General features: G+C 72.2%; 19 protein-coding genes. 11 read left to right on the forward strand and 8 right to left on the reverse strand.

Annotated elements, in window-relative coordinates:
- Nucleotides 1-200 precede the first annotated feature (200 nt).
- The 3 genes from ACGF4C_RS06295 (at nt 201) to ybaK (ending at nt 3,639) form a co-directional block, all read left to right on the forward strand.
- A complete protein-coding gene (locus ACGF4C_RS06295; RefSeq protein ID WP_393563719.1) occupies nt 201-1,802 on the forward strand; it encodes an oxidoreductase in 1,602 nt (533 codons plus the stop codon).
- 535 nt (nt 1,803-2,337) lie between these two features.
- The gene (locus tag ACGF4C_RS06300; RefSeq protein ID WP_393563720.1) at nt 2,338-3,078 is read left to right on the forward strand and encodes an LON peptidase substrate-binding domain-containing protein; all 741 of its coding nucleotides are present in this window, start codon (nt 2,338-2,340) and stop codon (nt 3,076-3,078) included.
- A gap of 66 nt (nt 3,079-3,144) precedes the next feature.
- A complete protein-coding gene (ybaK, locus tag ACGF4C_RS06305) occupies nt 3,145-3,639 on the forward strand; it encodes a Cys-tRNA(Pro) deacylase (RefSeq protein WP_393563721.1) in 495 nt (164 codons plus the stop codon).
- Between the two features lie 42 nt (nt 3,640-3,681).
- Here ybaK and ACGF4C_RS06310 read toward each other — a convergent pair whose 3' ends face one another.
- The 4 genes from ACGF4C_RS06310 to ACGF4C_RS06325 all read right to left on the reverse strand — a co-directional run bounded on the left by ACGF4C_RS06310 (nt 3,682) and on the right by ACGF4C_RS06325 (nt 7,715).
- Nucleotides 3,682-4,353, reverse strand: a complete 672-nt coding sequence (locus ACGF4C_RS06310; RefSeq protein ID WP_393563723.1) for an ABC transporter permease — start codon at nt 4,351-4,353, stop codon at nt 3,682-3,684.
- Nucleotides 4,354-4,421: 68 nt separating this feature from the next.
- A complete protein-coding gene (locus ACGF4C_RS06315; RefSeq protein WP_393563725.1) occupies nt 4,422-5,243 on the reverse strand; it encodes an ABC transporter permease in 822 nt (273 codons plus the stop codon).
- 94 nt (nt 5,244-5,337) lie between these two features.
- A complete protein-coding gene (locus tag ACGF4C_RS06320; RefSeq protein WP_393563727.1) occupies nt 5,338-6,348 on the reverse strand; it encodes an ABC transporter ATP-binding protein in 1,011 nt (336 codons plus the stop codon).
- 74 nt (nt 6,349-6,422) lie between these two features.
- Nucleotides 6,423-7,715, reverse strand: a complete 1,293-nt coding sequence (locus ACGF4C_RS06325) for an NYN domain-containing protein (protein WP_393563729.1) — start codon at nt 7,713-7,715, stop codon at nt 6,423-6,425.
- A 276-nt stretch (nt 7,716-7,991) separates the two neighbouring features.
- Between ACGF4C_RS06325 and ACGF4C_RS06330 the strand changes: the two genes are divergently transcribed.
- Entirely contained in the window at nt 7,992-8,159 is a 168-nt protein-coding gene (locus ACGF4C_RS06330) for a hypothetical protein (protein WP_362141579.1), read from the forward strand.
- 69 nt (nt 8,160-8,228) lie between these two features.
- Here ACGF4C_RS06330 and dnaE read toward each other — a convergent pair whose 3' ends face one another.
- The gene (gene dnaE, locus ACGF4C_RS06335) at nt 8,229-11,771 is read right to left on the reverse strand and encodes a DNA polymerase III subunit alpha (protein ID WP_393563731.1); all 3,543 of its coding nucleotides are present in this window, start codon (nt 11,769-11,771) and stop codon (nt 8,229-8,231) included.
- Between the two features lie 220 nt (nt 11,772-11,991).
- Here dnaE and ACGF4C_RS06340 point away from each other — a divergent pair, with 220 nt between their 5' ends.
- From ACGF4C_RS06340 to ACGF4C_RS06365, 6 genes are all read left to right on the forward strand, one after another.
- A complete protein-coding gene (locus ACGF4C_RS06340) occupies nt 11,992-13,356 on the forward strand; it encodes a DUF2252 domain-containing protein (RefSeq protein ID WP_393563732.1) in 1,365 nt (454 codons plus the stop codon).
- A 102-nt stretch (nt 13,357-13,458) separates the two neighbouring features.
- Complete coding sequence (locus ACGF4C_RS06345; RefSeq protein ID WP_393563733.1) at nt 13,459-14,118, forward strand: hypothetical protein; 660 nt, start codon at nt 13,459-13,461, stop codon at nt 14,116-14,118.
- 116 nt (nt 14,119-14,234) lie between these two features.
- The gene (locus tag ACGF4C_RS06350; protein ID WP_393563735.1) at nt 14,235-15,101 is read left to right on the forward strand and encodes a thioredoxin domain-containing protein; all 867 of its coding nucleotides are present in this window, start codon (nt 14,235-14,237) and stop codon (nt 15,099-15,101) included.
- A 102-nt stretch (nt 15,102-15,203) separates the two neighbouring features.
- The gene (locus ACGF4C_RS06355; RefSeq protein WP_393563737.1) at nt 15,204-15,917 is read left to right on the forward strand and encodes a hypothetical protein; all 714 of its coding nucleotides are present in this window, start codon (nt 15,204-15,206) and stop codon (nt 15,915-15,917) included.
- Between the two features lie 43 nt (nt 15,918-15,960).
- Nucleotides 15,961-16,911 carry a thioredoxin domain-containing protein gene (locus ACGF4C_RS06360; RefSeq protein ID WP_393563739.1) on the forward strand — a complete coding sequence of 317 codons (951 nt, stop codon included), beginning with the start codon at nt 15,961-15,963 and terminating at the stop codon, nt 16,909-16,911.
- Nucleotides 16,912-17,002: 91 nt separating this feature from the next.
- The gene (locus ACGF4C_RS06365; RefSeq protein ID WP_393563741.1) at nt 17,003-18,646 is read left to right on the forward strand and encodes an alkaline phosphatase D family protein; all 1,644 of its coding nucleotides are present in this window, start codon (nt 17,003-17,005) and stop codon (nt 18,644-18,646) included.
- Between the two features lie 46 nt (nt 18,647-18,692).
- On the opposite strand, the gene ACGF4C_RS06370 is transcribed toward ACGF4C_RS06365, so the two are convergent.
- Complete coding sequence (locus ACGF4C_RS06370; protein WP_030415205.1) at nt 18,693-19,298, reverse strand: dienelactone hydrolase family protein; 606 nt, start codon at nt 19,296-19,298, stop codon at nt 18,693-18,695.
- Between the two features lie 110 nt (nt 19,299-19,408).
- Between ACGF4C_RS06370 and ACGF4C_RS06375 the strand changes: the two genes are divergently transcribed.
- Nucleotides 19,409-20,479 (forward strand): mechanosensitive ion channel family protein, encoded by a 1,071-nt coding sequence (locus tag ACGF4C_RS06375; RefSeq protein WP_393563938.1) that lies wholly within the window; start codon nt 19,409-19,411, stop codon nt 20,477-20,479.
- Nucleotides 20,480-20,509: 30 nt separating this feature from the next.
- Here the strand turns inward: ACGF4C_RS06375 and ACGF4C_RS06380 are convergent, their stop codons facing one another.
- Together ACGF4C_RS06380 and ACGF4C_RS06385 are read right to left on the reverse strand one after the other, a co-directional pair.
- A complete protein-coding gene (locus tag ACGF4C_RS06380; RefSeq protein ID WP_362141562.1) occupies nt 20,510-22,102 on the reverse strand; it encodes a Na+/H+ antiporter in 1,593 nt (530 codons plus the stop codon).
- 130 nt (nt 22,103-22,232) lie between these two features.
- Complete coding sequence (locus tag ACGF4C_RS06385; RefSeq protein ID WP_030415208.1) at nt 22,233-23,174, reverse strand: RluA family pseudouridine synthase; 942 nt, start codon at nt 23,172-23,174, stop codon at nt 22,233-22,235.
- Nucleotides 23,175-23,200: the final 26 nt, after the last annotated feature.

Consider the following 23,200-nt stretch of genomic DNA (forward strand, 5'->3'; position numbering starts at 1 on the left):
CGGAGTTGGCCCTGACCACGCGTGTTCAACCGGTCACCGGACGGGCAAGGGCCACGTAGCGGCGTACGGGGAGACCTGCGGGAGCGGCTGCGGGACGCGCGCGGACCGGCGCACGGAATGCGTCCGAACAGGTTGCGACACGCGAAGGCGGCGGAGCAGGCACGCGCCGCGGCGGACCACGGAAGGGCAAGGGGGACACAGTGACGGAGACCAGGGACGGCGACGCGCCCGCCGACCTGCGGCTGACGTCGGCGGAGTGGAGCATGTGGCAGGCGTTCCGCAACGGCAGCACCTGCGATCTGCACATCGGGGACCCGATCCGCGACGACCCGCACGGCCAGCACCTGTGGGGCCCGGAACGCCGGGTGCGGGCCCGTGTGGTGGCGCTGCTGCTGCTCGACGGACCGCCGGCGCAGCCGGGCCGGGTCTCGGCGCTGAAGCTCACCGGCGCGTACATCACGGACACTCTCGACGTGGCGGGCGGCACGATCAAGCCATTCGTGGAGCTGCGGGACTGCCGCTTCGAGGCCGAGGTGGTGCTGCCGGAGAGCCGGTTCAGCACGCTGCGGATGGTGAACTGCGCGATCCCCCGGCTGGAGGCCGCCCGGCTGCACACCGAGGGCGATCTGCATCTGCCGCGGTGCGTCGTGCAGTCCGGCATCCGGCTCAGCGACGCCCACATCGGCACCGACCTCATGCTCAACCAGACCGTCGTCCACAAGGACCGCCAGGGCCGCTCCATCATGGCGGACGGCCTGACCGTCGCCCAGGACCTGCAGGCCGAGATGCTGGAGTCCTACGGCGAACTGTCGCTGCGCGGCGCCACCGTCGGGGTCTCGCTGAGCCTGCGCGGCAGCCACCTGAGCAACCCCTTCGGCCGCCGGGCGCTGAACGCCCCGCAGCTGACCGTCGAGCGCACCCTCTACCTGACCGCCGCGGGCCTGGCGAACTCCCCGTTCTCCAGCGGCGCCACTCCCCCGTACGGCATCACCAACACCCCGCCCCGCGGCACCCGTATGCAGCGCTTCGAGTGCGAGGGCGGGATGCGGCTGGACGACGGCCGGTTCGGCGACGCCGTCGACTTCGAACACGCCCGGTTCGTGATGGAGTCCGACCAGGAGCTGTCGCTGCGCCGGATCCAGACGCCGGAGCTGCGGTTCCTCGGCGAGCGGCCACAGCGCGGCCGGGTGATCCTCTCCGGCGCCCGGGTCGTCAACCTCGTCGACAAATCCGCGAGCTGGCCGGGCCTCGGCGGCCTGTGGATGGCCGGCTTCGCGTACGAGACGCTGATACCGCGCGGCCACTTCCCGCTGGCGCTGCGCCTCCAGTGGGTCGCCGCGGCCACCCCCGAATACGCGCCCGAGCCCTACGAGATGCTCGCCGCCTCGCTGCGCGCCAGCGGCGAGGACTCCGATGCCCGCGAGGTCCTGCTGGCCAAGCAGCGCCGCCGCCGCGAGACGCTGCCGCTGGCCGCGAAGGCGTGGGGCTTCCTCCAGGACTGGACCGTCGCCTACGGCTACCGCCCCGGCCGCGCCGCGGTCTGGATGGCCATCCTCTGGGCCATCGGCACGGCCTACTTCTCGATGACCCCGCCCCCACCCCTCAAGGTGGGCGAGGCACCTCCCTGGAACCCGTACCTCTACTCCCTCGACCTCCTCCTCCCCGTCATCGACCTCAACCAGGACACCGCCTGGAAACCAGGAGGAACCGCCCAGTGGGTCGCGGCGATCCTCATCATGGCGGGCTGGGTCCTGGCAACAACGGTGGCAGCGGGGGCGTCCCGCCTGCTGCGCAGGCAGTAGCCCCACGTACCTGGCCGTCCCGCCGCGGGGCTCGCTCTCCGTTGCGCTTGGCGGCGCCGCCCACGTACCCGCCTGTCCCGCCGCGGATGTTGTTCGCCGTTGCGCCTGCGGCGGGCTGGGTGGGTGTCGGGTGCGGTCCCGGCCCTCCAGACTTCGTCCTCCGGTCCAGCCCCTCCCGTAGTGGGAAGGGAAACGGCCGGTGGGGGTGCACGTTGGTCCTACGTAGTCCTACGCGCGGGTGGTGAACGTCACCACGCCCGCCCCCACGAAAACTCCCACCAACGGGAGGGGACAGACCGGAGGACGAAGTCTGTAGGGCTGTCACCGCACCCGACACACAAACGCCCGCCGCCAGGCGCAACGGCGAGCAACACCCGTGGCGGGACAGACGGGTACGTGCGGGGCGCCGCAAAGCGCGCAACGGCGAGCAACAACCGCGGCGGGACAGCCAGGTACGTGCGGGGCGCCGCAAAGCGCAACGGCGAGCAACCACCACGGCGGGAGAGCCAAAAACGTGGGCGGCTAGGCTAACGCCGTGACCTCGCTACCCCTCTTTCCGCTCAACTCGGTCCTGTTCCCGGGGCTCGTCCTGCCCCTGAACGTGTTCGAGGCGCGGTACCGGGCGATGATGCGCGATCTGGCCGTGCTGCCCGAGGACGAGCGCCGGTTCGCGGTGGTCGCGATCCGGGACGGACGCGAGGTCGCGCCCACCGCGCAGGGGCTGCCGGACGCCACGCTGCCGGACGAGAAGGGGCCCGCCGCGGGCTTCGGGGACGAGCCGATGCGGGCGTTCCACGCCGTGGGGTGCGTGGCGGATGCCGCGACCATCCGCGAGAAGTCGTCCGCCGCCGACACCGGCTACGAGGTCCTGGCGACCGGCACCACCCGCTTCCGGCTGCTGTCCGTGGACGCCTCCGGGCCGTATCTGACCGGCGAGGTGGAAGAGCTGGAGGAGAGCCCCGGGGACGGCGCGGGCGTGCTCGCGTCGGGTGTGGTGCGGGCCTTCCGTACGTATCAGAAGCGGCTGGCCTGGGCCAACGAGCGGACGCTGTCGAGCGGGCAGGACCTGCCGGCCGACCCGTCGGTGCTGTCGTACCTCGTCGCGGCGGCGGCCGTGCTGGACGTGCCGGCCAAGCAGCAGCTGCTGGAGGCGCCGGACACCGCGGCCCGGCTCGGGCAGGAGCTGAAACTCCTTCGTCAGGAGTCGGCGCTGCTCGGTAAGCTCCCGTCGCTGCCGGCGGTGGAGCTGACCCGGCAGCCGACCAGCCCCAACTGACGGCCGGCCGCGGCGGGACGCGTCGGCGGGCGGACCCGCCGCGAGACACCAAGAGGCACGAAGACGTTGGCGAAGAAGTCCAGGAAATCCGTCGGCACCCCGGCGACCGTCGCGCTCACCGCGGCCGGCGTCGCCTTCACCACCCACTCCTACGACCACGACCCGGCCACCGCCTCGTACGGCGAGGAGGCCGCCGAGGCGCTCGGCGTCGCGCCCGAGCAGGTCTTCAAGACGCTGCTGGCGGACGTCGACGGGACGCTCACGGTCGCCGTGGTGCCGGTGTCGGGGTCGCTCGACCTCAAGGCGCTGGCGGCCGCGGTGGGCGGCAAGCGGGCCGCGATGGCCGATCCGGCGGTGGCCGAGCGCACCACCGGGTACGTCGTGGGCGGGATCTCGCCGCTGGGCCAGCGCAAGCGGCTGCCCACCGTCGTGGACGCCTCGGCCGAGGGCCGGCCGACGGTGTGCGTGTCGGCGGGGCGGCGCGGGCTGGAGGTCGAGCTGTCGCCGCAGGATCTGGTGGCGCTCACCGGGGCGCGGCTGGCGCCGATCGCCCGGAGCTGAGGGAGGGCGTGGGAGGGGCGGCCGGGGTGCCGCCCCCCGTCGTCAGCCGTCGGCGGGCGGGTGGTGGCCGTGGTGGTCACCGGGCGCGGGCGCCGTGGACCAGTTGGGGGCCGGCAGTTCCGGGTCGCGGGGGCCGAAGAATCCGGTCAGTACGAGCTGGGTCACCATCGCGGCGAGCGGCCAGGCCAGCAGGGCGCCCTTGGCCTGGAGGCGGAGCGGGCCGTAGAAGGTGACGCCGGGGCCGACCTGCTTGGCGTGTGCGACGACGTCGGGGGTGGGGCCGAGCCACATGCCGGTGACCCAGCCGACGGCCGCGCCGAGGAGTCCGCCCACGGTGAGCGCCACGACCAGGGGGATGCCGCCGCGGCGGCGGAGGAGGAAGGTCACGGCGGCGCTGACCACGCCGAAGCCGAGGGACAGCAGCAGGAAGGTGCCGTCCGTGCCGATCGCCTCCTCGCCCTCGGTGTCCTTGAGGTAGACGTTGCGGGTGTCCGCGATCAGCGGGATGTGCGGGGCGAGCCAGTTCCACAGGACGCCGAGCAGTACGCCGCTGACCGTGACCACGAGGGCGATCAGCGCGGCCTCGCGCAGCTCGCGGCCGAGCGGGGGGTCGTCGGTGCCGGCGGTGGCACCCGGGCCGGCGGCGGGCGCGGCGTCGGGGTGCTGCGGCTCTTCGGGCGGCTGGTTGTCGGAGGGCGTCAGCGGTGCGGTCACCCCGTCATCGTGCCAGGTGGGGCTGGTGGGACGGGAAGCAGGACGCCCGTCGGGTGCCGGGGCGCCGGTCATCGGGTCGCCGCACGGCGGTAGGCCCAGGTGGCGACGGCCAGCGAGAGCACGCCGACGGCGGCGCAGACGCCGAGGTCGGCGCCGACCGCCGACCAGTCGGGGTGCGCGCCGAAGCTGCGGGCCAGCGCCTCCACGCCGTAGGTGGAGGGCAGCAGATCACGCGCCCAGCCGACCAGCTCGGGCATCCGGGCGGCCGGCAGCACGCCCAGCAGCAGCGCCGCCGACATGCCCAACTGGCCGCAGAGCGTGGCGAGTTCGGGGCGCGGGGCGAGCAGGCCGAGGGCCGCGCCGAGGCCGGCCAGCGCGGCGCCGGCGAGCGGCAGCACGGCGGCCAGCACCCAGAGGTGGGCCATCGGCAGCTGGAAGAGCAGACAGCCGGTGACCGCGGTGACCAGGGTGCCGGGCACGGTGAAGGACGCGTAGGCGGCGGCCGCGCCGAGCACCACGGCGGCCGGCGGCACCGGCAGCGTCGCGTAGTGGTCGAGGCCGCCGCCGGCCCGCAGCTGGCCGAAGTACTGGGCGAGGAGGTTCAGCGCCACGAAGGCGACGACCAGCACGCTGGAGCCGGCGACCACGTCCCGGGCCGGGTCACCGCCGTCGACGACCCCGCGCAGCAGGACCATGATCCCGATGGACTGGAAGGTGGCGACGAACAGCAGCGGTATCCGGGCGACCCGGGCGCGGGAGAGCTGGGCGCGGTAGACGGCGCCGAGCGCGGGCCCGAAGCGGGCGCGCGGCGCCAGCGGGGCGGCCGCTGCGGACGGGGCAGCGGTGCCGGACGTCGTCCCGGCCACCGCCTGCGCGGGAACCACACTCACCGTGTCCTCCAGCCTTCCTCGTGGTGTCCCCCTTGCGTCGTCGGTCCCCCGGCCCCTCCCCGGTGGGCAGTACGTCCGCCGGGCCCTGCGGCGTTCATGCCTTCACCAGTCCTTCGGCGCGTCCGCCGAGCGCCAGGTAGACGTCCTCCAGGCTCGGCGTGGCGAGCGTGAAGTCGTCCAGGGCGGCGAACGCGGGGCCGGCGGTGACCGCGGCGACCGCGGAGCGGGCCTGGTCGGCGGGGAGGCGGAGGGTCCAGCGGCGGCCGGAGGCGCGCGCGGCGGCTTCGAGGGCGGCGACCTCGGGCACGTCCAGCGGCGGGCGGTCGCGCCAGACCAGCTCCAGCCGGACCTCGTCGCTGACCATGTCCTTCAGTCCGCCGGGCGTGTCGCAGGCGATGACCCGGCCGCGGTCGATCACCGCGACCCGGTCCAGCACGCTCTCGGCCTCCAGCACGTTGTGGGTGACCAGCACGACCGTGGCGCCGCGCTCGGCCCGGCGGCGGTCCACCGCGGCCCATACGGCGCGCCGGGCGACCGGGTCCATGCCGGTGGTCGGCTCGTCCAGGACCAGCAGCGGCCGCTCACCGGTCAGCGCGGTGGCGAAGCAGGCCAGCCGGCGCTGGCCGCCGGAGAGCTTCTTCAGGGGGCGGGCCGCGAGGTCGGTGAGGCCCAGCTCGGCGAGGACCGCGTCCCGCTCGGCGCGTGCCTCGCGGGCGCCGAGGCCGCGCAGCCGGCCGGTGGTCTCCACGGCCAGCGCGACGGTCAGCTCGTCGAGGGCGGTGGACTCCTGGCCCAGGTAGCCGAGCAGCCGGGCGGCGCGTTCGGGGTGGCGCACCAGGTCGTGGCCGAGGACGTGGATGCTGCCGGCGTCCGGGCGGAGCAGGCCGGTCAGCTGGCGGACCAGGGTGGACTTGCCGGCGCCGTTGGGTCCGAGCAGCCCGAAGATCTCCCCGCGGCGTACGTCCAGGCTGATGCCGTCGTTGGCCCGTACGGCGGGGGCTGCTGCCGCCCCGCGGCGCCCGCGCGGTGCGGGGTAGGTCTTGACCAGCTCCCGCACGGCGATCACCGGCCCGCCGTGCTCCGGCCCTTCTGCGCCCGTCCTCACGAGCTATGAGGGTACGCGTCCCGGGCCCGCCACCGGTCCGCGGGGCACCGTGGCGGGGTGCCGGACGGCGGGGGTCAGTCCCCGACGGGGGCGTGTCCCGCGGCGGTGCGCAGGTCGACCTCGCGCCAGAAGCCGGCCCGGATCGCATAGCGGTCGTGCTCGTCGATCTGGTCGTCCTTGTGGGCGAGCAGGCCGAATCGGGCGGCGTAGCGCAGCAGTTCCCCGTCGATCCGGTGCGGGATGCGCGGGTACTCGGTCGACAGCTGCTGGAGGTGGACCGTATCGGAGAGCCGCTCGGTCCAGCGGCGGGCGAAGACCTGGCCGACCTCGAAGGGGTCGCCGCTGACCGCGGTGATGTCCTCCTCACGGTCGGCCCAGCGCTGTTCGGCGCTGGTCAGCTGGGCGAGGGTGGGCAGGCCGGCGGTCGCGTCCGGTTCGCCGACCGGGCCGCCGCGCTCGACCCAGCCCTTGTCGGACGACCAGCGCAGGGTGGCGCCGGCCGCGGCGGCCGGCTGCCCGGCGCTCTGGCCGGCCGCCCGGTCGCGGCCGAGGCCGGCCAGGTCCTTGGGGGTGGGCACGGCCCGGCTGCCGTTGCCGCCGGATTCGCCGGCGGCGGGCTGGTCGCCGTTGGCGCCGGCGGCCGGGCGGGCCACGCCGTTGGCGGAGGTGCGCGGGTGGCTGCCGTCGGCCTGGTCCGGCCCGGAGGACGAGGCGGCGGCCGCCGCGGCGGCGGCGACCGCGGACTCGGGCAGCGGCGCGGAGAGGATCGCGGCGATCTCGGGGCGCGGGGCGGGCGGGGGTGCGCAGGGGCCGCCGAGTTCCTTGGCGCGCACCGCGCGGGTGATCCAGGTGCGGTCCAGGACGCGGCGCTCGTCGGCCTCGGCGACCAGGTCCTCGGACTGGTTGTAGTCGCCGTCGGCGGCCTGGACGGCCCAGAGGTGGACGGCGACGCCGTGTTCCTTCGCGGACATCAGGCCGGGCAGCAGATCGCCGTCGCCGGTGACCAGGACGATGTCGGAGCAGGCGCGGTTACGGGCGAGTTCGGTCAGCTCGGCGTGCATGGCGGCGTCCACGCCCTTCTGCGCCCAGCGGCCGTCGCTGCGGGTCAGGGCGCCCAGCCGGACGGTGACCCGGGGCATCACGCGCAGCCGGCGGTGCTCGGGCTGCGGGACGCGGTCGGGGGCGCCGTCGAACCAGTAGATGCGCAGCAGCGGGCGTTCGGTGTCCGCCTCGGCGCGCTGGCGCAGGCCCTGGATGAGGGCGGCGTGATCGACGGTGATCCGGGAACGGGCGGGCTCTCCGGCGAGCAGGCTCGCGGCGGCGCCGAGCAAGTATCCGGCGTCCACCAGGACGACGCAGCGATCCACGTTCCACCCTCTTCCCTGAGGTGCTGAAAGTCCGGTCGCCCCCCGGCTCGGCCCGTGGCACGAGTTTTTCCTTCGGCTTTCCTTCGAGTCTGCCCGACCGTACGGGCGTTATCTGCCGGAACTGGATCATCGGCGTGGCGGATTCGGCGGGGATCTCGGGTACAGCGCGTGATCGTCCGCATTACAGAGGGTAATTGCCCGAAATGCAGGGTTCTGTCCGGCGTGTAAGTCTGGTCCCGGCCCCGATCCCAGATTCCCCCTCAGGAGGCAACGGTCATGGCCAAGGACAAGAAACAGGACCGCAGTCAGAAGGCCGCCGGCCCGGCGGAGCGCGGCCGGCAGGCGGCTCAGAAGTCGTCCATGGAGGCCCAGACGAAGTCGGTCACCGCCACCCCGGGGGATCTCGCCCGCAAGAACCGCGAGCGCCGGTTCGGCCACAACTGACGTGTAGGACAGACGAATTGAGGGGCGCGTCCACGGCGGGACGCGCCCCTCGGGTGCACCGGTGTCCGGTCAGCCGGCCAGGCAGGACGGGCCGAGCAGCACCTTGAGGTCGCCGAAGAGCGACGGGTCGGGGGTGACCCGGTGCCGGTCCAGCCGGAGCACCGTGGTCTTGCGGGCGCCCTGGAGCTTGATCCGCACCTCGGTGGAGCCGCGGTGGCTGCTGAGCACCTCACCGAGCTTCTCGACCATCGGCGGGGTGACCTTGACCGTCGGGATGGTGATGGTCACGGGGGCGTTGGTACCGGCCTCGGAGAGGTCGGGGACCATCATCTCCATGGCGACCAGCCGCGGGATGTCCTCGCGCTTGTCGAGGCGGCCCTTGACGAACACCACGGTGTCCTCGACGAGTTGGGTGGACACGAGTTGGTACGTCGCCGGGAAGAACATGCAGTCGATGGAGCCGGCGAGGTCCTCGACGGTGGCGATCGCCCAGGCGTTGCCCTGCTTGGTCATCTTGCGCTGGAGGCCGGAGATGATGCCGCCGATGGTGACGATCGAGCCGTCGGAGTAGTCGCCGCCGGTGAGCTGGGAGATGGCGGCGTCGGCCTTGTCGGACAGCACGTGCTCCAGGCCGAAGAGCGGGTGGTCGGAGACGTACAGACCGAGCATCTCGCGCTCCTGGGCGAGCAGATAGGTCTTGTCCCACTCGTCCTCGGAGAACTCCACGTCCAGCCCGAAACCGGGGCCGTCGTCGGTGGAGTCGTCGCCCATGCCGCCGAAGAGGTCGAACTGGCCCTCGGCCTCCTTGCGCTTGACCTGGACGACGTTGTCGATCATCGATTCGTAGTGCGCCGTCAGGCCCTTGCGGGTGTGGCCCAGCTCGTCGAAGGCACCGGCCTTGATCAGCGATTCGGTGGTGCGCTTGTTGCAGACCACCGCGTCGACCTTGTCGAGGTAGTCCGGGAACGAGGCGTACTTCCCCTTGGCCTTGCGGCAGCGGATGATCGAATCGACGACGTTCTGGCCGACGTTGCGGACCGCGGTGAGGCCGAAGAGGATGACGTCGTCGCCCTGGGCCGCGAAGTTGGCCTCGGACTCGTTGACGTTCGGCGGCAGCACCTTGATGCCCATGCGGCGGCACTCGTTCAGATAGACCGCCGACTTGTCCTTGTCGTCGCGCACGGACGTCAGCAGCGCGGACATGTACTCGGCCGGGTAGTTCGCCTTGAGGTACGCGGTCCAGTACGTGACCAGGCCGTACGCGGAGGAGTGCGCCTTGTTGAAGGCGTAGCCGGCGAACGGGACCAGGACGTCCCACAGTGCCTGGATCGCCTGGTCGGAGAAGCCGTTCTTCCGCGCGCCCTCCTGGAAGAGGACGAAGTTCTTCGCCAGCTCCTCGGGCTTCTTCTTGCCCATGACGCGGCGGAGGATGTCGGCCTCGCCGAGGGAGTACCCGGCGATGATCTGGGCGGCCTTCTGCACCTGCTCCTGGTAGACGATCAGGCCGTAGGTGAGGCCGAGGACCTCCTTGAGCGGCTCCTCCAGCTCCGGGTGGATCGGGGTGATCTCCTGGAGGCCGTTCTTGCGCAGCGCGTAGTTGGTGTGCGAGTCCATGCCCATCGGGCCCGGGCGGTACAGGGCCGAGACGGCGGAAATGTCCTCGAAGTTGTCGGGCTTCATCAGCCGGAGCAGCGACCGCATCGGGCCGCCGTCGAACTGGAAGACGCCGAGGGTGTCACCGCGGCAGAGCATCTCGTACGTCTTGGGGTCGTCCAGCGGGACGGAGAGCAGCTCCAGGTCGACGCCCTTGTTCTTCTTCACCATCTTGACGGCGTCGTCCATGATGGTGAGGTTGCGCAGGCCCAGGAAGTCCATCTTCAGCAGGCCGAGCGACTCGCACTGGGGGTAGTCCCACTGCGTGATCGTCACGCCGTCGGTGTGCCGCACCCAGATCGGGGCGTGGTCGACGATCGGCTCGCTGGACATGATCACGCCGGCCGCGTGCACACCCATCTGCCGGACCAGGCCCTCGACGCCCTTGGCGGTGTCGATGACCTTCTTCACGTCCGGTTCGTTCTCGTACATGCCGCGGATCTCGCCGGCTTCGTTGTACCGGGGGTGCGAGGGGTTGGTGATGCCGTCGAGGTCGATGCCCTTGCCGAGGACGTCGGCGGGCATGGCCTTGGTGAGGCGATCGCCCATGGCGTACGGGTAGCCGAGGACGCGGGCGGAGTCCTTGATGGCGTTCTTGGCCTTGATCTTGCCGTAGGTGCCGATCATGGCGACCTTGTCGGCGCCGTACTTCTCCGTGACGTACCTGATCACCTCGACGCGCCTGCGCTCGTCGAAGTCGATGTCGACATCGGGCATGGACACGCGCTCGGGGTTGAGGAACCGCTCGAAGATCAGCCCGTGCTCGATCGGGTCGAGGTCGGTGATGCCCAGGGCGTACGCCACGATCGAACCGGCCGCGGAACCACGGCCGGGGCCGACCGCGATGCCGTTGTTCTTGGCCCACATGATGAAGTCGGCGACCACGAGGAAGTAGCCCGGGAACCCCATCTGGATGATGACGTCCATCTCGTACTCGGCCTGCTTCTGGCGGTCCTCGGGGATGCCGCCCGGGAAGCGGCGGGCCATGCCGCGCCGGACCTCCTCCTGGAACCAGGTGACCTCGGTGAAGCCCTCCGGGATGTCGAACTTCGGCATCAGGTCGCGCTTCTCGAACATGCCGGTGGTGTCGATCTGGTCGGCGACCAGCCGGGTGTTGTCACATCCCTGCTGCCAGGCGTCCGAGGAGTCGATGGCGTACATCTCCTCGGTGGACTTGAGGTAGTAGCCGGTGCCGTCGAAGCGGAAGCGGTCCGGGTCGGAGAGGTTCTTGCCGGTCTGGATGCACAGCAGGGCGTCGTGCGCCGCGGACTCGTGGGCGTAGGTGTAGTGCGAGTCGTTGGTCACCAGGGGCGGGATGCCGAGTTCCTTGCCGATCTTCAGCAGGTCGTCGCGGACCCGGCGCTCGATCTCGATGCCGTGGTCCATCAGCTCCAGGAAATACCGGTCCTTGCCGAAGATGTCCTGGTACTCGGCGGCGGCCTTGCGGGCCTCCTCGTACTGCCCCAGCCGCAGCCGGGTCTGCAGTTCGCCCGACGGGCAGCCGGTGGACGCGATCAGGCCCTCGGACCACTGCGCGATGGTCTCCTTGTCCATCCGCGGCCACTTCTGCAGCCAGCCCTCCTGATACGCGTCCGAGGACAGCCGGAAGAGGTTGTGCAGACCGGTCTTGTCCGCCGCCCAGATGGTCTTGTGGGTGTAACCACCGGAACCGGAGACGTCGTCGCGCTTCTGGTGCGGCTGGCCCCACTGGATCTTGCGCTTGTTGCGCCGCGACTCGGGGGCGACGTACGCCTCGATGCCGATGATCGGCGTGACCCCGGCCTTCTGCGCGGAGTGGAAGAAGTCGTAGGCGCCGTGGAGGTTGCCGTGGTCGGACATCGCGATGTGCGACATGCCCATCTCGTTGGCCGCCTTGAACATGTCCGACAACCGCGCCGCACCGTCCAGCAGGGAGTACTGGGTGTGCACGTGCAGGTGCGTGAACGGCGGCTTGGCCACGGCGCGGGACCTCCGGGAGACAAGTGGGCGACTGGTGGGCTGGACGGTCTCGAAGTCTACGACTCCCCACTGACACTCGCGGGGCACTCGTGGGTAGCCTCGGCCGTTGTCCCGGCAGATGTCCCGGCAGACCCTCCCCCGGCCATGCCCGGGGGTGTCCCCCACACGGTCAGTTCCGGCTCTCCGCCCTTGTTTTCCGCACCTCAGGAGGCACCCAGCGATGCCGTCCCAGTACGCCCCGGCGCAGGACGCCGCGCAGCGCGGCGAGGAGATCCTCGCCGTTTTCGACACCGCCTTCGGAGAGCTGCTCGCCGCCGACCCCGCGGCATTCCGGGTGAAATTCCGGAAGATGGCCGCCTCCGCGTTCGCCTTCTACCGGGGCACGGCCTGCCTGTTCTACCGGGACCTGGCGGACGGCGCGGACCGCGGCCCGTACCTGGACGAGCGCACCGGCCGGGTGTGGATCCACGGCGATCTGCACGCCGAGAATTTCGGCACGTACATGGACGCCACCGGACGGCTGATCTTCAACGTCAACGACTTCGACGAGGCGTACGTCGGCCCGTTCACCTGGGACCTCAAGCGGTTCGCCGCCTCGGTCGCGCTGATCGGCTACGCCAAGGCGCTCAGTGACGAGCAGATCACCCACCTGGTGCGGATATACGCCGGTGCCTACCGGGAGCGGATCCACGCGCTGGCGTCCGGTGCGAAGAAGGCCGACCAGGACGCGGTGCCGCCCTTCAGCCTGGACACCGCCGAGGGCCCGCTGCTGGACGCGCTGCGCGACGCCCGGTCGCTGACCCGCTTCGCGCTGCTGGACTCGATGACCGAGATCCGCGACTTCGAGCGGCGGTTCGCCGCGGGCGGCGGCAGCGTCGAGCTGGACGCGGCGACCCGCTACAAGGTGCTCGCCGCGTTCGACGGCTATCTGGAGACGCTGCCGGAGTCGAGCCTGGGCCGGCCGGACTCCTACCGGGTCAAGGACGTGGTGGGCCGGCGCGGGATCGGCATCGGCTCGGCCGGTCTGCCGTCGTACAACATCCTCCTGGAGGGCAACAGCGACGCCCTGGAGAACGACGTCGTGATCTACATGAAGCAGGCGCAGACCCCGGCCGTCTCGCGGCACATCACCGACCCCGCGGTCCGCGGCTATTTCGAGCACGAGGGCCACCGCACGGTCATCTCCCAGCGCGCCCTGCAGGACCACGCCGACCCGTGGCTGGGCTGGACCCAGATCGAGGAGGACGGGCGCAGCACCGGTCAGCTGGTCGCCGAGATCTCGCCGTACGCGGTCGACCTGGACTGGTCGGACATCGACGACCCCGAGGAGATCGCCGCGGTCGTCGCCGATCTGGGCCGCGCGACGGCCACCATGCACGCCGCGGCGGACGACGAGAGCGGCCACTCGCTGGTCCCGTTCTCGACCGAGCGGGCCATCGACGCGGCGATCGCCGCCGACGAGGACGGCTTCGCCCCGCTGCTGGTGGACTTCGCGCACTCCTACGGCGCCCGGGCCCGCGCCGACCACCAGATCTTCGTCGACCTCTTCCGCAACGGCCGGATCCCGGGCCTGACGGAGGCGTAGCCGGCGGAGCGGACGGGCCCCGATCATGCCTGGCCGGGACCCGTCCCCTTGGCCGCTCCCCTTAGGCGCCGCTTATCCCCGCGCATGGCACACTCGGCAGCGATGGACATCTCGGCGGTACACCTGCGGGCACTGCGCGCGGCGCTCTTCACGGCGCTGTGCGTGACGCTGTCCGCGGGCTCCCACGTACTGCTGTCCCGGATGCCGCTCCCGCTCACCACCGTCGCCGCGCTCTGCGCCGCCGTCTTCGCGCTCGCCTACGCGCTGGCCGGCCGGGAGCGCGGCTACTGGCGGATCGCGGCGCTGCTGCTCCCCCTGGAACTCGCCGCCGACCTGGTCTTCAGCTTCGGTCAGCACACCTGCTACGGCGCGGCGGGCGGCCCGGTGGCCGGCCCGCTGCGCTCGCTCGGGGTGGACCTGCTCTGCGGCGGCGGGAGCGTGGGCGCCCCCTTCCTGCGGCTGACCGACGAGCCTGCCGTACCGGCCTCGGCCTGGCTGCTGCTGCTCGCGGCTCACCTGGCCGTCGGGCTGCTGGCGGCCGGCTGGCTGCGCCGCGGTGAGGCCGCGCTGGCCCAGCTGCTCGGCGCGGTCTGCGCGGTCGCGTTCCGCCCGCTGCTGATCGCGGTCGCGGTCATCGGCGCCACGGCCGTCCCGCGCCGCCCCGTCCCCGCCTCCGTACGGAGCGGGCCGCGGGCCCGCGCCGTCCCCCTGCTCGTGCACTGCGTCGTGCGCCGCGGGCCGCCCTGCGTGCTCGCCGCCTGAGGCCGGTTCTCCCCGGCCCGCGCGGCCGGCCGCGCCGTACGCGTACGCTCACCCGCGCCGCGTACGCCTCCCGCAGCACGCACACCCGTCCCACGGACCCCACGGAGCAGGAAGTCATGAGCAACCGCAACAGCCAGGCCAACAAGCAGGCAGCCCGCGAGCGACTGCGCGCCGAGCGCGAGCGGCAGGCGAAGAAGGACCGGATGCGCCGGCAGCTGATCGTCGGCGGCGCGATCGTCGGCGTGCTGGCCATAGCCGGCGGCATCGGGGTCGCGGTCGCCACCTCGGGGGGCGGCAGCTCCTCCGGGGGCGACGCCGCGGCCAGCGCGGGCGACAGCAAGGCCTGGGCGAAGGCCGCCAAGGCCAAGCTGGTCAAGCCCGCGCACACCACCGGCGCCAACGGCACGACCGTCGTCGTCGGCAAGCCGGACGCCAAGAACACCCTCGGCCTCTTCGAGGACCCGCGCTGCCCGGGCTGCTCGGCCTTCGAGCAGAACGTCGGCGCGACCGTCGAGAAGGACATCAAGGACGGCCGGTACAAGGCGGAGTACCACCTCGGCACGTTCCTCGACGCCAACCTCAAGGGCACCGGCTCCAAGAACGCGCTGTCCGCGCTGGGCGCCGCGCTCAACGTCAGCCCGGACGCCTTCCTGAAGTACAAGTACGCGCTGTACTCGAAGGAGTTCCACCCGGAGGAGACCGGGCCGGACAAGTTCGCCGACGACAGCTACCTGATCAAGGTCGCCGACACCATCCCGGCGCTGAAGGGCAACGCGGCGTTCCAGAAGGCCGTCAAGGCCGGGACGTACGACCGGTGGGCGCTGGAGATGTCCACCGAGTTCAACTCCCACAAGGACGTCACCAGCACCCCGACCCTGAAGGTCAACGACACCGTCATCGGCACGGACAGCCCGCAGGGGAAGGTGGCGCCGTCCACCGTCGCGGCCTTCAACTCGATGGTCGACAAGGAGCTCAAGCACTGACCTGACGGTCCGTGGTGTTTCCCGGCCGGCGTGCGGTCCGCACGCCGGCCGATGCCAAATCTTGACCCGGCCGGATGCCGTGCACATGGCAGACTCCCGACCGTGCAGGCGACGGGAGTGCGCCCGGGCGCCCGGCCGGCGGGTGCACCGGCGGTTCAGCTCAGGGTGGTGCGGGCGGCGCTGTTCACCGCCCTGTGCACCACGCTGTCCGCGGCCTCCCATGTGCTGCTCTCCCACGCCCCGTTGCCGCCCGCCGCGGTCGCCGCGATCTGCGCCGGGGTCTTCGCCGCGGCCTATCCGCTGACCGGCCGGGAGCGCGGCTACCGGGCCGTGGCCGGGCTGCTGGTGCCGCTGGAGCTGGCCGCCGACACCGTCTTCACCGCCGGGCAGCACACCTGTTACGGGCCGGCCGGCGGGCCGCTCGCCGGTGCGCTGCGCTCGGTGGGCGTCGATCTGCTGTGCCGGAGCGGCGAGTGGGGCACCCCGCTGGCGCGGCTGGCGGCCCACCCCGGCGGTCCGCTGCCGCCGGCCGTCCCGGCCGCCGCGCCCTGGCTGCTGCTGGCCGCCCACCTCACGGTCGGCCTGCTCGCCGCCGGCTGGCTGCACCGCGGGGACGCCGCCCTGGACGCGCTGCTGCGCGCCGCGGCGGCCGCCACCTTCCGCCCGCTGCTGACCGCGGCCGCGGTGACCGCGGCGGCACTGCTCCCGCCCCGCCGCCGGGTCCGTCCGCCGCACCCGCTGCCGCCGGCCCGTCCGCTCCCCCTCCTCGTGCACTGCGTCCGGCGCCGCGGCCCGCCCCGCCCGGCCGCCGTCTGACCTTCCGTACGCACCACCACACCACCTCCGAGGGGACCCCCACATGAGCAACCGCAACAGCCAGGGCAACAAGCAGGCGGCCCGCGAGCGGATCCGCGCCGAGCGGGAGCGGCAGAAGAAGAAGGAGCGGCTGCGCCGGCAGCTGATCGTGGCCGGCGCCGTGGTCGGCGTGCTCGCCGTGGCCGGCGGGATCGGCTTCGCCGTCGTCAAGGCCAACGAGCCGACCGGCTGGGAGGCCGCCAAGGAGGCCCGGCAGGTCGCCCCGGCGCACACCCAGGGCAAGGACCACACCGAGATCCTGATAGGCGACCCGAAGGCCAAGGAGACCATGGAGGTCTTCGAGGACGTCCGCTGTCCGGCGTGCGCGGCCTTCGAGCAGAGCAGCGGCTCGGCGCTCCTGAAGGACCTCCACGATGGCCGTTACAAGGTCCGCTTCACGATGTACACCTTCATCGACGGGATGCAGGGCGGCGAGGGCTCCAAGAACGCGCTGAGCGCGCTGGGCGCCGCGCTCGACGTCAGCCCCGAGGCGTTCTTGAAGTACAAGTCCGCGCTGTACTCGGGGAAGTACCACCCGGACGAGCGCGAGGACCTCTACGCCAAGGACTCCGAGCTGCTCAAGGTCGCGGCCGACGTTCCGGAGCTGAAGGGCAACAAGGCGTTCGAGACGGCGGTCAAGAAGGGCACCTACGACCGCTGGGCGATGGACATGACCGCGCTGTTCGGCCGCAAGGGCGTCAAGGGCACGCCGACGTTCATGCACGGCGACAAGAAGCTGGTGATGCCGCAGATCCCGCAGGACCCGCGGATGACGGAGGCGCAGTACAAGCGGCTGGCGAAGGCCGCCTTCGAGAAGATGATCGACAAGGAGTTCGGCCCGGCGAAGGGCACGGGCTCCGGGGCGGACACCGGCAAGAACTCCGGCGGCGATTCCGGCAAGAGCGGTGGAAAGGGTATCCGCGAGGGCGAAAAGGACCCCACGGGCTCCCGCTGAGCGGACGGCCGGCAACGGGAGGGCGAATTCCGGGTAATTCCCGTGCACCGCCCTCCCGTTGACGGTCTACCGGCCAGTAGGGTGATCGCCCGTGACCGATCACGACCAGATCTCGCGCCGCACCGCCGTCACGGCCGTCGCCGCCACCGCCGCCCTCTTGCCGCTCGCCGGTGCCACCACCGCCCACGCCCAACAGGGCCCGGGCCAGGGCTCGTTCTTCCAGCACGGGGTCGCTTCGGGGGACCCGCTGCCGGACGGCGTACTGCTGTGGACCCGCATCACCCCGGCCCCGTCGGCCACGCCGGGCTCCGGCCGCGGCCCGGCCACGGAGGTGGCCTGGGAGGTGTCCGCCGACAAGGGCTTCGGCACGGCCGTCGCCCGGGGGAAGGTGACCACCTCGGCGGCCCACGACCACACCGTCAAGGCGGACGTCCGCGGCCTGCGGCCGGCCACCACCTACTACTACCGCTTCACCGCCGGCGGGCAGCACTCCCCCGTCGGCCGCACCCGCACCGCCCCCGCGCACGACGCCGCGCCGGGCAACGTCCGCTTCGGCGTGGTCTCCTGCGCCAACTGGGAATCCGGGTACTTCTCGCCCTACCGGCACCTGGCGGCCCGCACCGAGCTGGACGCGGTGCTGCACCTCGGCGACTACCTCTACGAGTACAAGTCCGGCGAGTACCCGGACTTCAAGTACGTCGTGCGTCCGCACTCCCCCGCCCACGAACTGCTCACCCTCGCCGACTACCGCATCCGGCACGGCGTCCACAAGACCGACCCGGACGCGCTGGCGATGCACGCCACCCACCCGGTCATCGCCATCTGGGACGACCACGAGTTCGCCGACAACGCCTGGAAGGGCGGTGCGGTCAACCACCAGCCGGACACCGAGGGTTCCTGGTCCGCCCGGATGGCCGCGGCGAAGCAGGCGTACTTCGAGTGGATGCCGGTGCGGCCGTCCGTCGCCGGGACCACCTACCGCCGGCTGCGCTTCGGCAACCTCGCCGACCTTCACCTGCTGGACCTGCGGTCGTTCCGCGACCAGCAGGCGGCACCGGGCAGCGGCGCGGTCGACGACCCGGGCCGGACGATCACCGGGCGGGCCCAGCTGGACTGGCTCAAGTCCGGTCTCGAACGCTCCGACACCGCCTGGCGGCTGGTCGGCACCTCGGTGATGGTCTCCCAGGTCGCCTTCGGCTCCCTACCGGCGCATCTGCTCGGCCCGCTCGCCGAGATCCTCGGGATACCCAAGGAGGGCCTGGCGATCAACACCGACCAGTGGGACGGCTACACCGACGACCGGCGCGAACTGCTCAGCCACCTCAGCGACCGCGGGATCGACAACACCGTCTTCCTGACCGGCGACATCCACATGGCCTGGGCCAACGACGTCCCGCTGAAGGCGGCGACCTACCCCGCCACCGCGCCGGTGGCGACGGAGTTCGTGGTCACCTCCGTCACCTCCGACAACGTCGACGACTTCCTGCACGTCGCCCCGCACACCGTCTCGCTGGCCGGGGTCGCCGCCATCCGGGCCGCCAACCGGCACGTGAAGTGGCTGGACATGGACTCGCACGGCTACGGGGTCCTGGACGTCCAGGCCGAGCGCACGCAGATGGACTACTACGGCATCTCCGACAAGACCGACCCGAACGCGACCAGCAGCCTGCTGCGCTCCTACCGCACCCGGAGCGGCACCCAGCAGATCGAGCGGGCGGACCGGCCGGCGGGCTAGGACCGGGACGGCGGGCCAGGGGGTGGCTCCTCCTGGCCCGAGGTCCTCAGATTTCCGCCAGGAACCCCAGCGCCACCTTCCAGGCGCTCTCCGCCGCCTCCGCGTCGTAGTCCGGCAGATCGGGGTCGGTGAAGAGGTGGCCGGCGCCGGCGTAGCGGAAGACCTCCACGTCCGCGCCGGCCCGGCGCATCTGCAGGTACCAGGCGGTCAGCCAGTCGTGCGGCTCGAACGGATCGGGGTCGGCGACGTGCAGCTGCACCGGCAGCTCGTCGACGGCCGCGCCCTCGGCGATGTCCGAGGTGCCGTGCATCAGCAGCAGCCCGCGGGCCTTCTCGTCGCCCAGCGCGAGGTTCTGGGCGACCGCGCCGCCGAAGGAGAACCCGGCATAGACCAGACCGCGCTCGGAGTACGGGGCGACGGCCGTGATGGCGCGCTTGAGCAGCTCCTCCTTGCCGATCTCGTCCTTGATCAGGATGCCGTCCGGCACGGAGTCGGCGGTCCGCCCGTCGAACAGGTCGGGGACGATCACCTCGTGTCCCGCGGCGCGCAGCCGGTCCGCGGCCGCATGCACCGCGGGGCGCAGCCCGCACACCGAGTGGAACAGCACAATCGTCGAAACCCCGCTGGTCGCGGGCTCGCTGGTGGCCGGCACTGCATCACTTCCCTTGATCGGATCGCTCTCCTTCCATCCTGCCAGTTACGGTCGGCAGGACCGGGTACCCGCACAGACAGCGCATCCCAGCCGAGGAGGAATCCGTGTCCGTGGAGGACGTGCTGCGCCCCATCGCCGTCCTGGGCGGCTCCGTCGTCATCACGCTCGTCCTGGTCTGGCTCGCCGACCGGGCCCTGCGCCGGGTGGACGCCGCGCACCCCGAGACCCCCCTGTGGGGGCTGTTGCGGCGCTGCCGGATACCGCTGCAGGTGGCGCTCTGCGCGGCCCTGCTGCGCGGCGCGTACGACGAGACCGGGCTGACGGCCGTCGAGAACCACGAGGCGGGGATCGGCCAGACGCTCAGCCTGGTGCTGATCGCGGCCACCGCCTGGCTGGCCATCCGGGCCGCGGCGGCGATAGTGGAGTCGTCGTACTCCCGCTACGCGGCCACTGCCCGGGACGTGGCGCGGGTGCGGCGGGTGCGCACCCAGGTGACGCTGATCCAGCGGGTGGTGACGGCGGTGGTGACCGTCGTCGCGGCCGCCTCGATGCTGCTGACCTTCCCGGAGATGCGGACGGTCGGCACGTCCATGCTGGCGTCCGCCGGGCTGCTGGGCATCGTCGCCGGTATCGCCGCCCAGTCCACCCTCGGCAACCTCTTCGCCGGGCTGCAGATCGCCTTCGGCGACATGGTGCGGATCGGCGACACCGTCGTGGTGGACGGCGAATGGGGCACCGTCGAGGAGATCACGCTGACCTTCCTGACCGTGCGGACCTGGGACGAGCGGCGGATCACCATGCCGGTGTCGTACTTCACCGGCAAGCCGTTCGAGAACTGGTCGCGCGGCGGCGCCCAGATGACCGGCACGGTCTTCTTCCACCTCGACCACAGCGCGCCGGTGGAGAAGATGCGGCAGCACCTGCTGGAGGTCCTCCAGGAGTGCCCGGACTGGGACGGCCGGGCCTGGAGCCTGGTGGTCAGCGACACCACGCCGACCACGATCCTGGTGCGGGCGCTGGTCACCGCCCGGGACGCGGACGCGATCTGGTCCGTGCGCTGCGAGGTCCGCGAGCGGATGCTCGAATGGCTGCGGACCGAGCACGCCTACGCGCTGCCGCGGATCAGCACGGCACCGGCGGAGCTGGACGGACCGCCGGACGCGGGCCGCACGCGCGACTGACCCCGGGGGCCCCGTGGACCCACGGACGTCTCAGGGGGCGCCGCGCAGACTGCGCATGTCCAGGTGGCGCAGCACCCGGTCGACGATCTCCGGGTCGGCGCCCGGTTCGCTGCGCGCGGCCAGCACCTCGTGGCGGGCCGCCGAAAGCATCTCGCCCTGGATGCGCTGCACCTTCTTCAGCCGGCTGATCCGCTTCTCGAAGAGGTCGCGCCGCTCGTCGTCGACGATGTCCGGCGCGATCCGGGCGCCGATGTCGAAGGCCCGGCGGGAGAGCTGGTCGCTGACCTCGTCGGGCAGCTCCTCGACCTCCATGATCTCCTTCAGCCGCCGCTTGGACGCCTTGATCACCCGGACCGCCAGCTCCCGCTCCAGGGCGTCCACGGCATCGGTGTCGGCCCGCACCCGCAGCCTGCGCACGAGCCAGGGCAGCGTCAGACCCTGGACGAGGAGGGTGGCGAGGACCACCGCGAACGCGATGAAGAGGATGTCGTTCCGGGCCGGGAACGGCCCGCCGTCCACGCCGAACGGGATGGCCAGCGCCAGCGCCACCGAGGCCACCCCGCGCATCCCCGACCACCACATGATGAGCGTCTCGCGCCAGCTCATCGGGATGTCCTCGTCGTAGTCGCGGCGCTTGTGCATCCGCTTCGCCAGCCAGGCGGCGGGCAGCAGCCACAGCAGGCGGACGCCGACGACGACCGCCACGACCGCGGCACCGGCGCCGATCAGCTGGCCCCAGCGGTGTGCGGCGGCCCCGAAGATGTTGTGCAGCTCCAGGCCGATCAGCCCGAAGGCCACACCGGTGACGAGGGTGTCGACGACCTCCCAGAAGGTGTATCCGGCGAGCCGGCCCATCACGTCGTCCGGGTCGACCGCATACTCGGCGAGGAAGAGCGCGCAGGTCAGCACCGCCAGCACCCCGGAGCCGCGGAACTCCTCGGCGAGCACGTACGCCACGAACGGCACCAGCAGCGTCAGCCCGATCTGCAGCGTGGGGTCGCCGAGCAGGCCCATCAGCTTGTTGGTCACCCAGCCGATCGCCAGACCGACCGCTATGGCCACCACGGCGGACAGGACCAGCGAGCCGAGCGCGCCGGGCACCGAGAAGCTGCCGCTGACCACCGCGGCGAGCGCGACGTGGTAGAGCACGATCGCGGTGACGTCGTTGAAGAGGCCCTCGCCCTCCAGGATGGAGACCATCCGGCGGGGCAGCCCCAGTTTGCCGGCGACCGCGGTCGCGGCCACCGGGTCGGGCGGGGCGACCAGCGCGCCGAGCACCACCGCGGCGGCCACCGGCATCCCGGGCACCACCGCCTGGGCGACCGCGGCCACCGCGGCCGTGGTGGCGAAGACCAGCGCGACGGCGAGCAGGAAGATCGGCCGGAGGTTGGCGGTGAACTGCCGCCAGGACGTGCGCTGCACGGCCGCGTAGAGCAGCGGCGGCAGCACCACGGGCAGGATGAACTCGGGCGGTACCTCGACGTTGGGGACGAACGGCAGCAGCGCCAGGACGGCCCCGGCGAGGGTCATCAGCACCGGTGACGGCAGTCCCAGCCGGTCGCCGACCGGAACCATCACCACGGCTCCGAGCAGAAGGACGAACAGCAGAGCCAGCTGATCCACGGTGGCTACGCTCCGAAGCGGTCGGATTCGATCACTTTCCGACCAAGGGTGCCATGCCCGCCGTGGTTGACCGCCGTGCCGGCCCGCGCGGCGCCGCGTTCCGCCGGCCGCGCGCCGTCACCCGGCCCGGTCAGCTGCTCTCGTCCCGCACGGTGTCCAGGGCGTGCTGGAGGTCGTCCGGGTAGGCGGACGCGAACTCGACCCAGCTGCCGTCGGAGGGGTGCTCGAAGCCGAGGCGGACCGCGTGCAGCCACTGCCGGCCGACGCCCAGCCGCTTGGCGAGGGTGGGGTCCGCGCCGTAGGTGAGGTCACCGACGCAGGGGTGGCGGTGGGCGGCCATGTGCACCCGGATCTGGTGGGTGCGGCCGGTCTCCAGCTTGATGTCCAGCAGGCTGGCCGCGCGGAACGCCTCGATCAGGTCGTAGTGCGTGACCGACGGCTTGCCCTCGGCGGTGACCGCCCACTTGTAGTCGTGCTGCGGGTGCCGGCCGATGGGGGCGTCGATGGTGCCGCTCATGGGGTCCGGGTGGCCCTGGACCAGCGCGTGGTAGCGCTTGTCGGGGACGCGCTCCTTGAACTGCCGCTTGAGGGACGTGTACGCCCGCTCGGACTTGGCGACCACCATCAGGCCGGAGGTGCCGACGTCGAGGCGGTGCACGATGCCCTGGCGCTCGGCGGCACCGGAGGTGGAGATGCGGTAGCCGGCCGCGGCCAGGCCGCCGATGACGGTGGTGCCGGTCCAGCCGGGGCTGGGGTGCGCGGCCACGCCCACCGGCTTGACGATCACGACGATGTCGTCGTCGTCATGCACGATCTCCATGCCCTCGACGGGCTCGGGCACGATCTCCACGGGCGCCGCGGCCTGCGGCATCTCGACCTCCAGCCAGGCACCGCCGCGCACCCGCTCGGACTTCATCACCTCGGACCCGTCGACCCGGACCTTTCCGGAGGCGGCGAGTTCGGCCGCCTTCGTACGGGAGAAGCCGAACATCCGGGCCAGCGCGGCGTCGACGCGCTCGCCCTCCAGGCCGTCCGGTACGGGCAGGGTGCGGATCTCGGGAAGCGTGCTCACCCCACGAGTATGGCAGTCGCCCCACG

Origin of the sequence: Streptomyces sp. NPDC048197, assembly GCF_043202395.1 — a bacterium.
Classification (GTDB): Bacteria; Actinomycetota; Actinomycetes; order Streptomycetales; family Streptomycetaceae; genus Streptomyces; species Streptomyces siderophoricus.

Excerpts from the sequence above, each read along its gene's own strand:
- ACGF4C_RS06330 (WP_362141579.1), top strand. The coding sequence starts at position 7,992 with ATGGCCAAGGACAAGAAACAGGACCGCAGTCAGAAGGCCGCCGGCCCG.
- ACGF4C_RS06340 (WP_393563732.1), top strand. The coding sequence starts at position 11,992 with ATGCCGTCCCAGTACGCCCCGGCGCAGGACGCCGCGCAGCGCGGCGAG.
- ACGF4C_RS06360 (WP_393563739.1), top strand. The coding sequence starts at position 15,961 with ATGAGCAACCGCAACAGCCAGGGCAACAAGCAGGCGGCCCGCGAGCGG.
- ACGF4C_RS06350 (WP_393563735.1), top strand. The coding sequence starts at position 14,235 with ATGAGCAACCGCAACAGCCAGGCCAACAAGCAGGCAGCCCGCGAGCGA.
- ACGF4C_RS06345 (WP_393563733.1), top strand. The coding sequence starts at position 13,459 with ATGGACATCTCGGCGGTACACCTGCGGGCACTGCGCGCGGCGCTCTTC.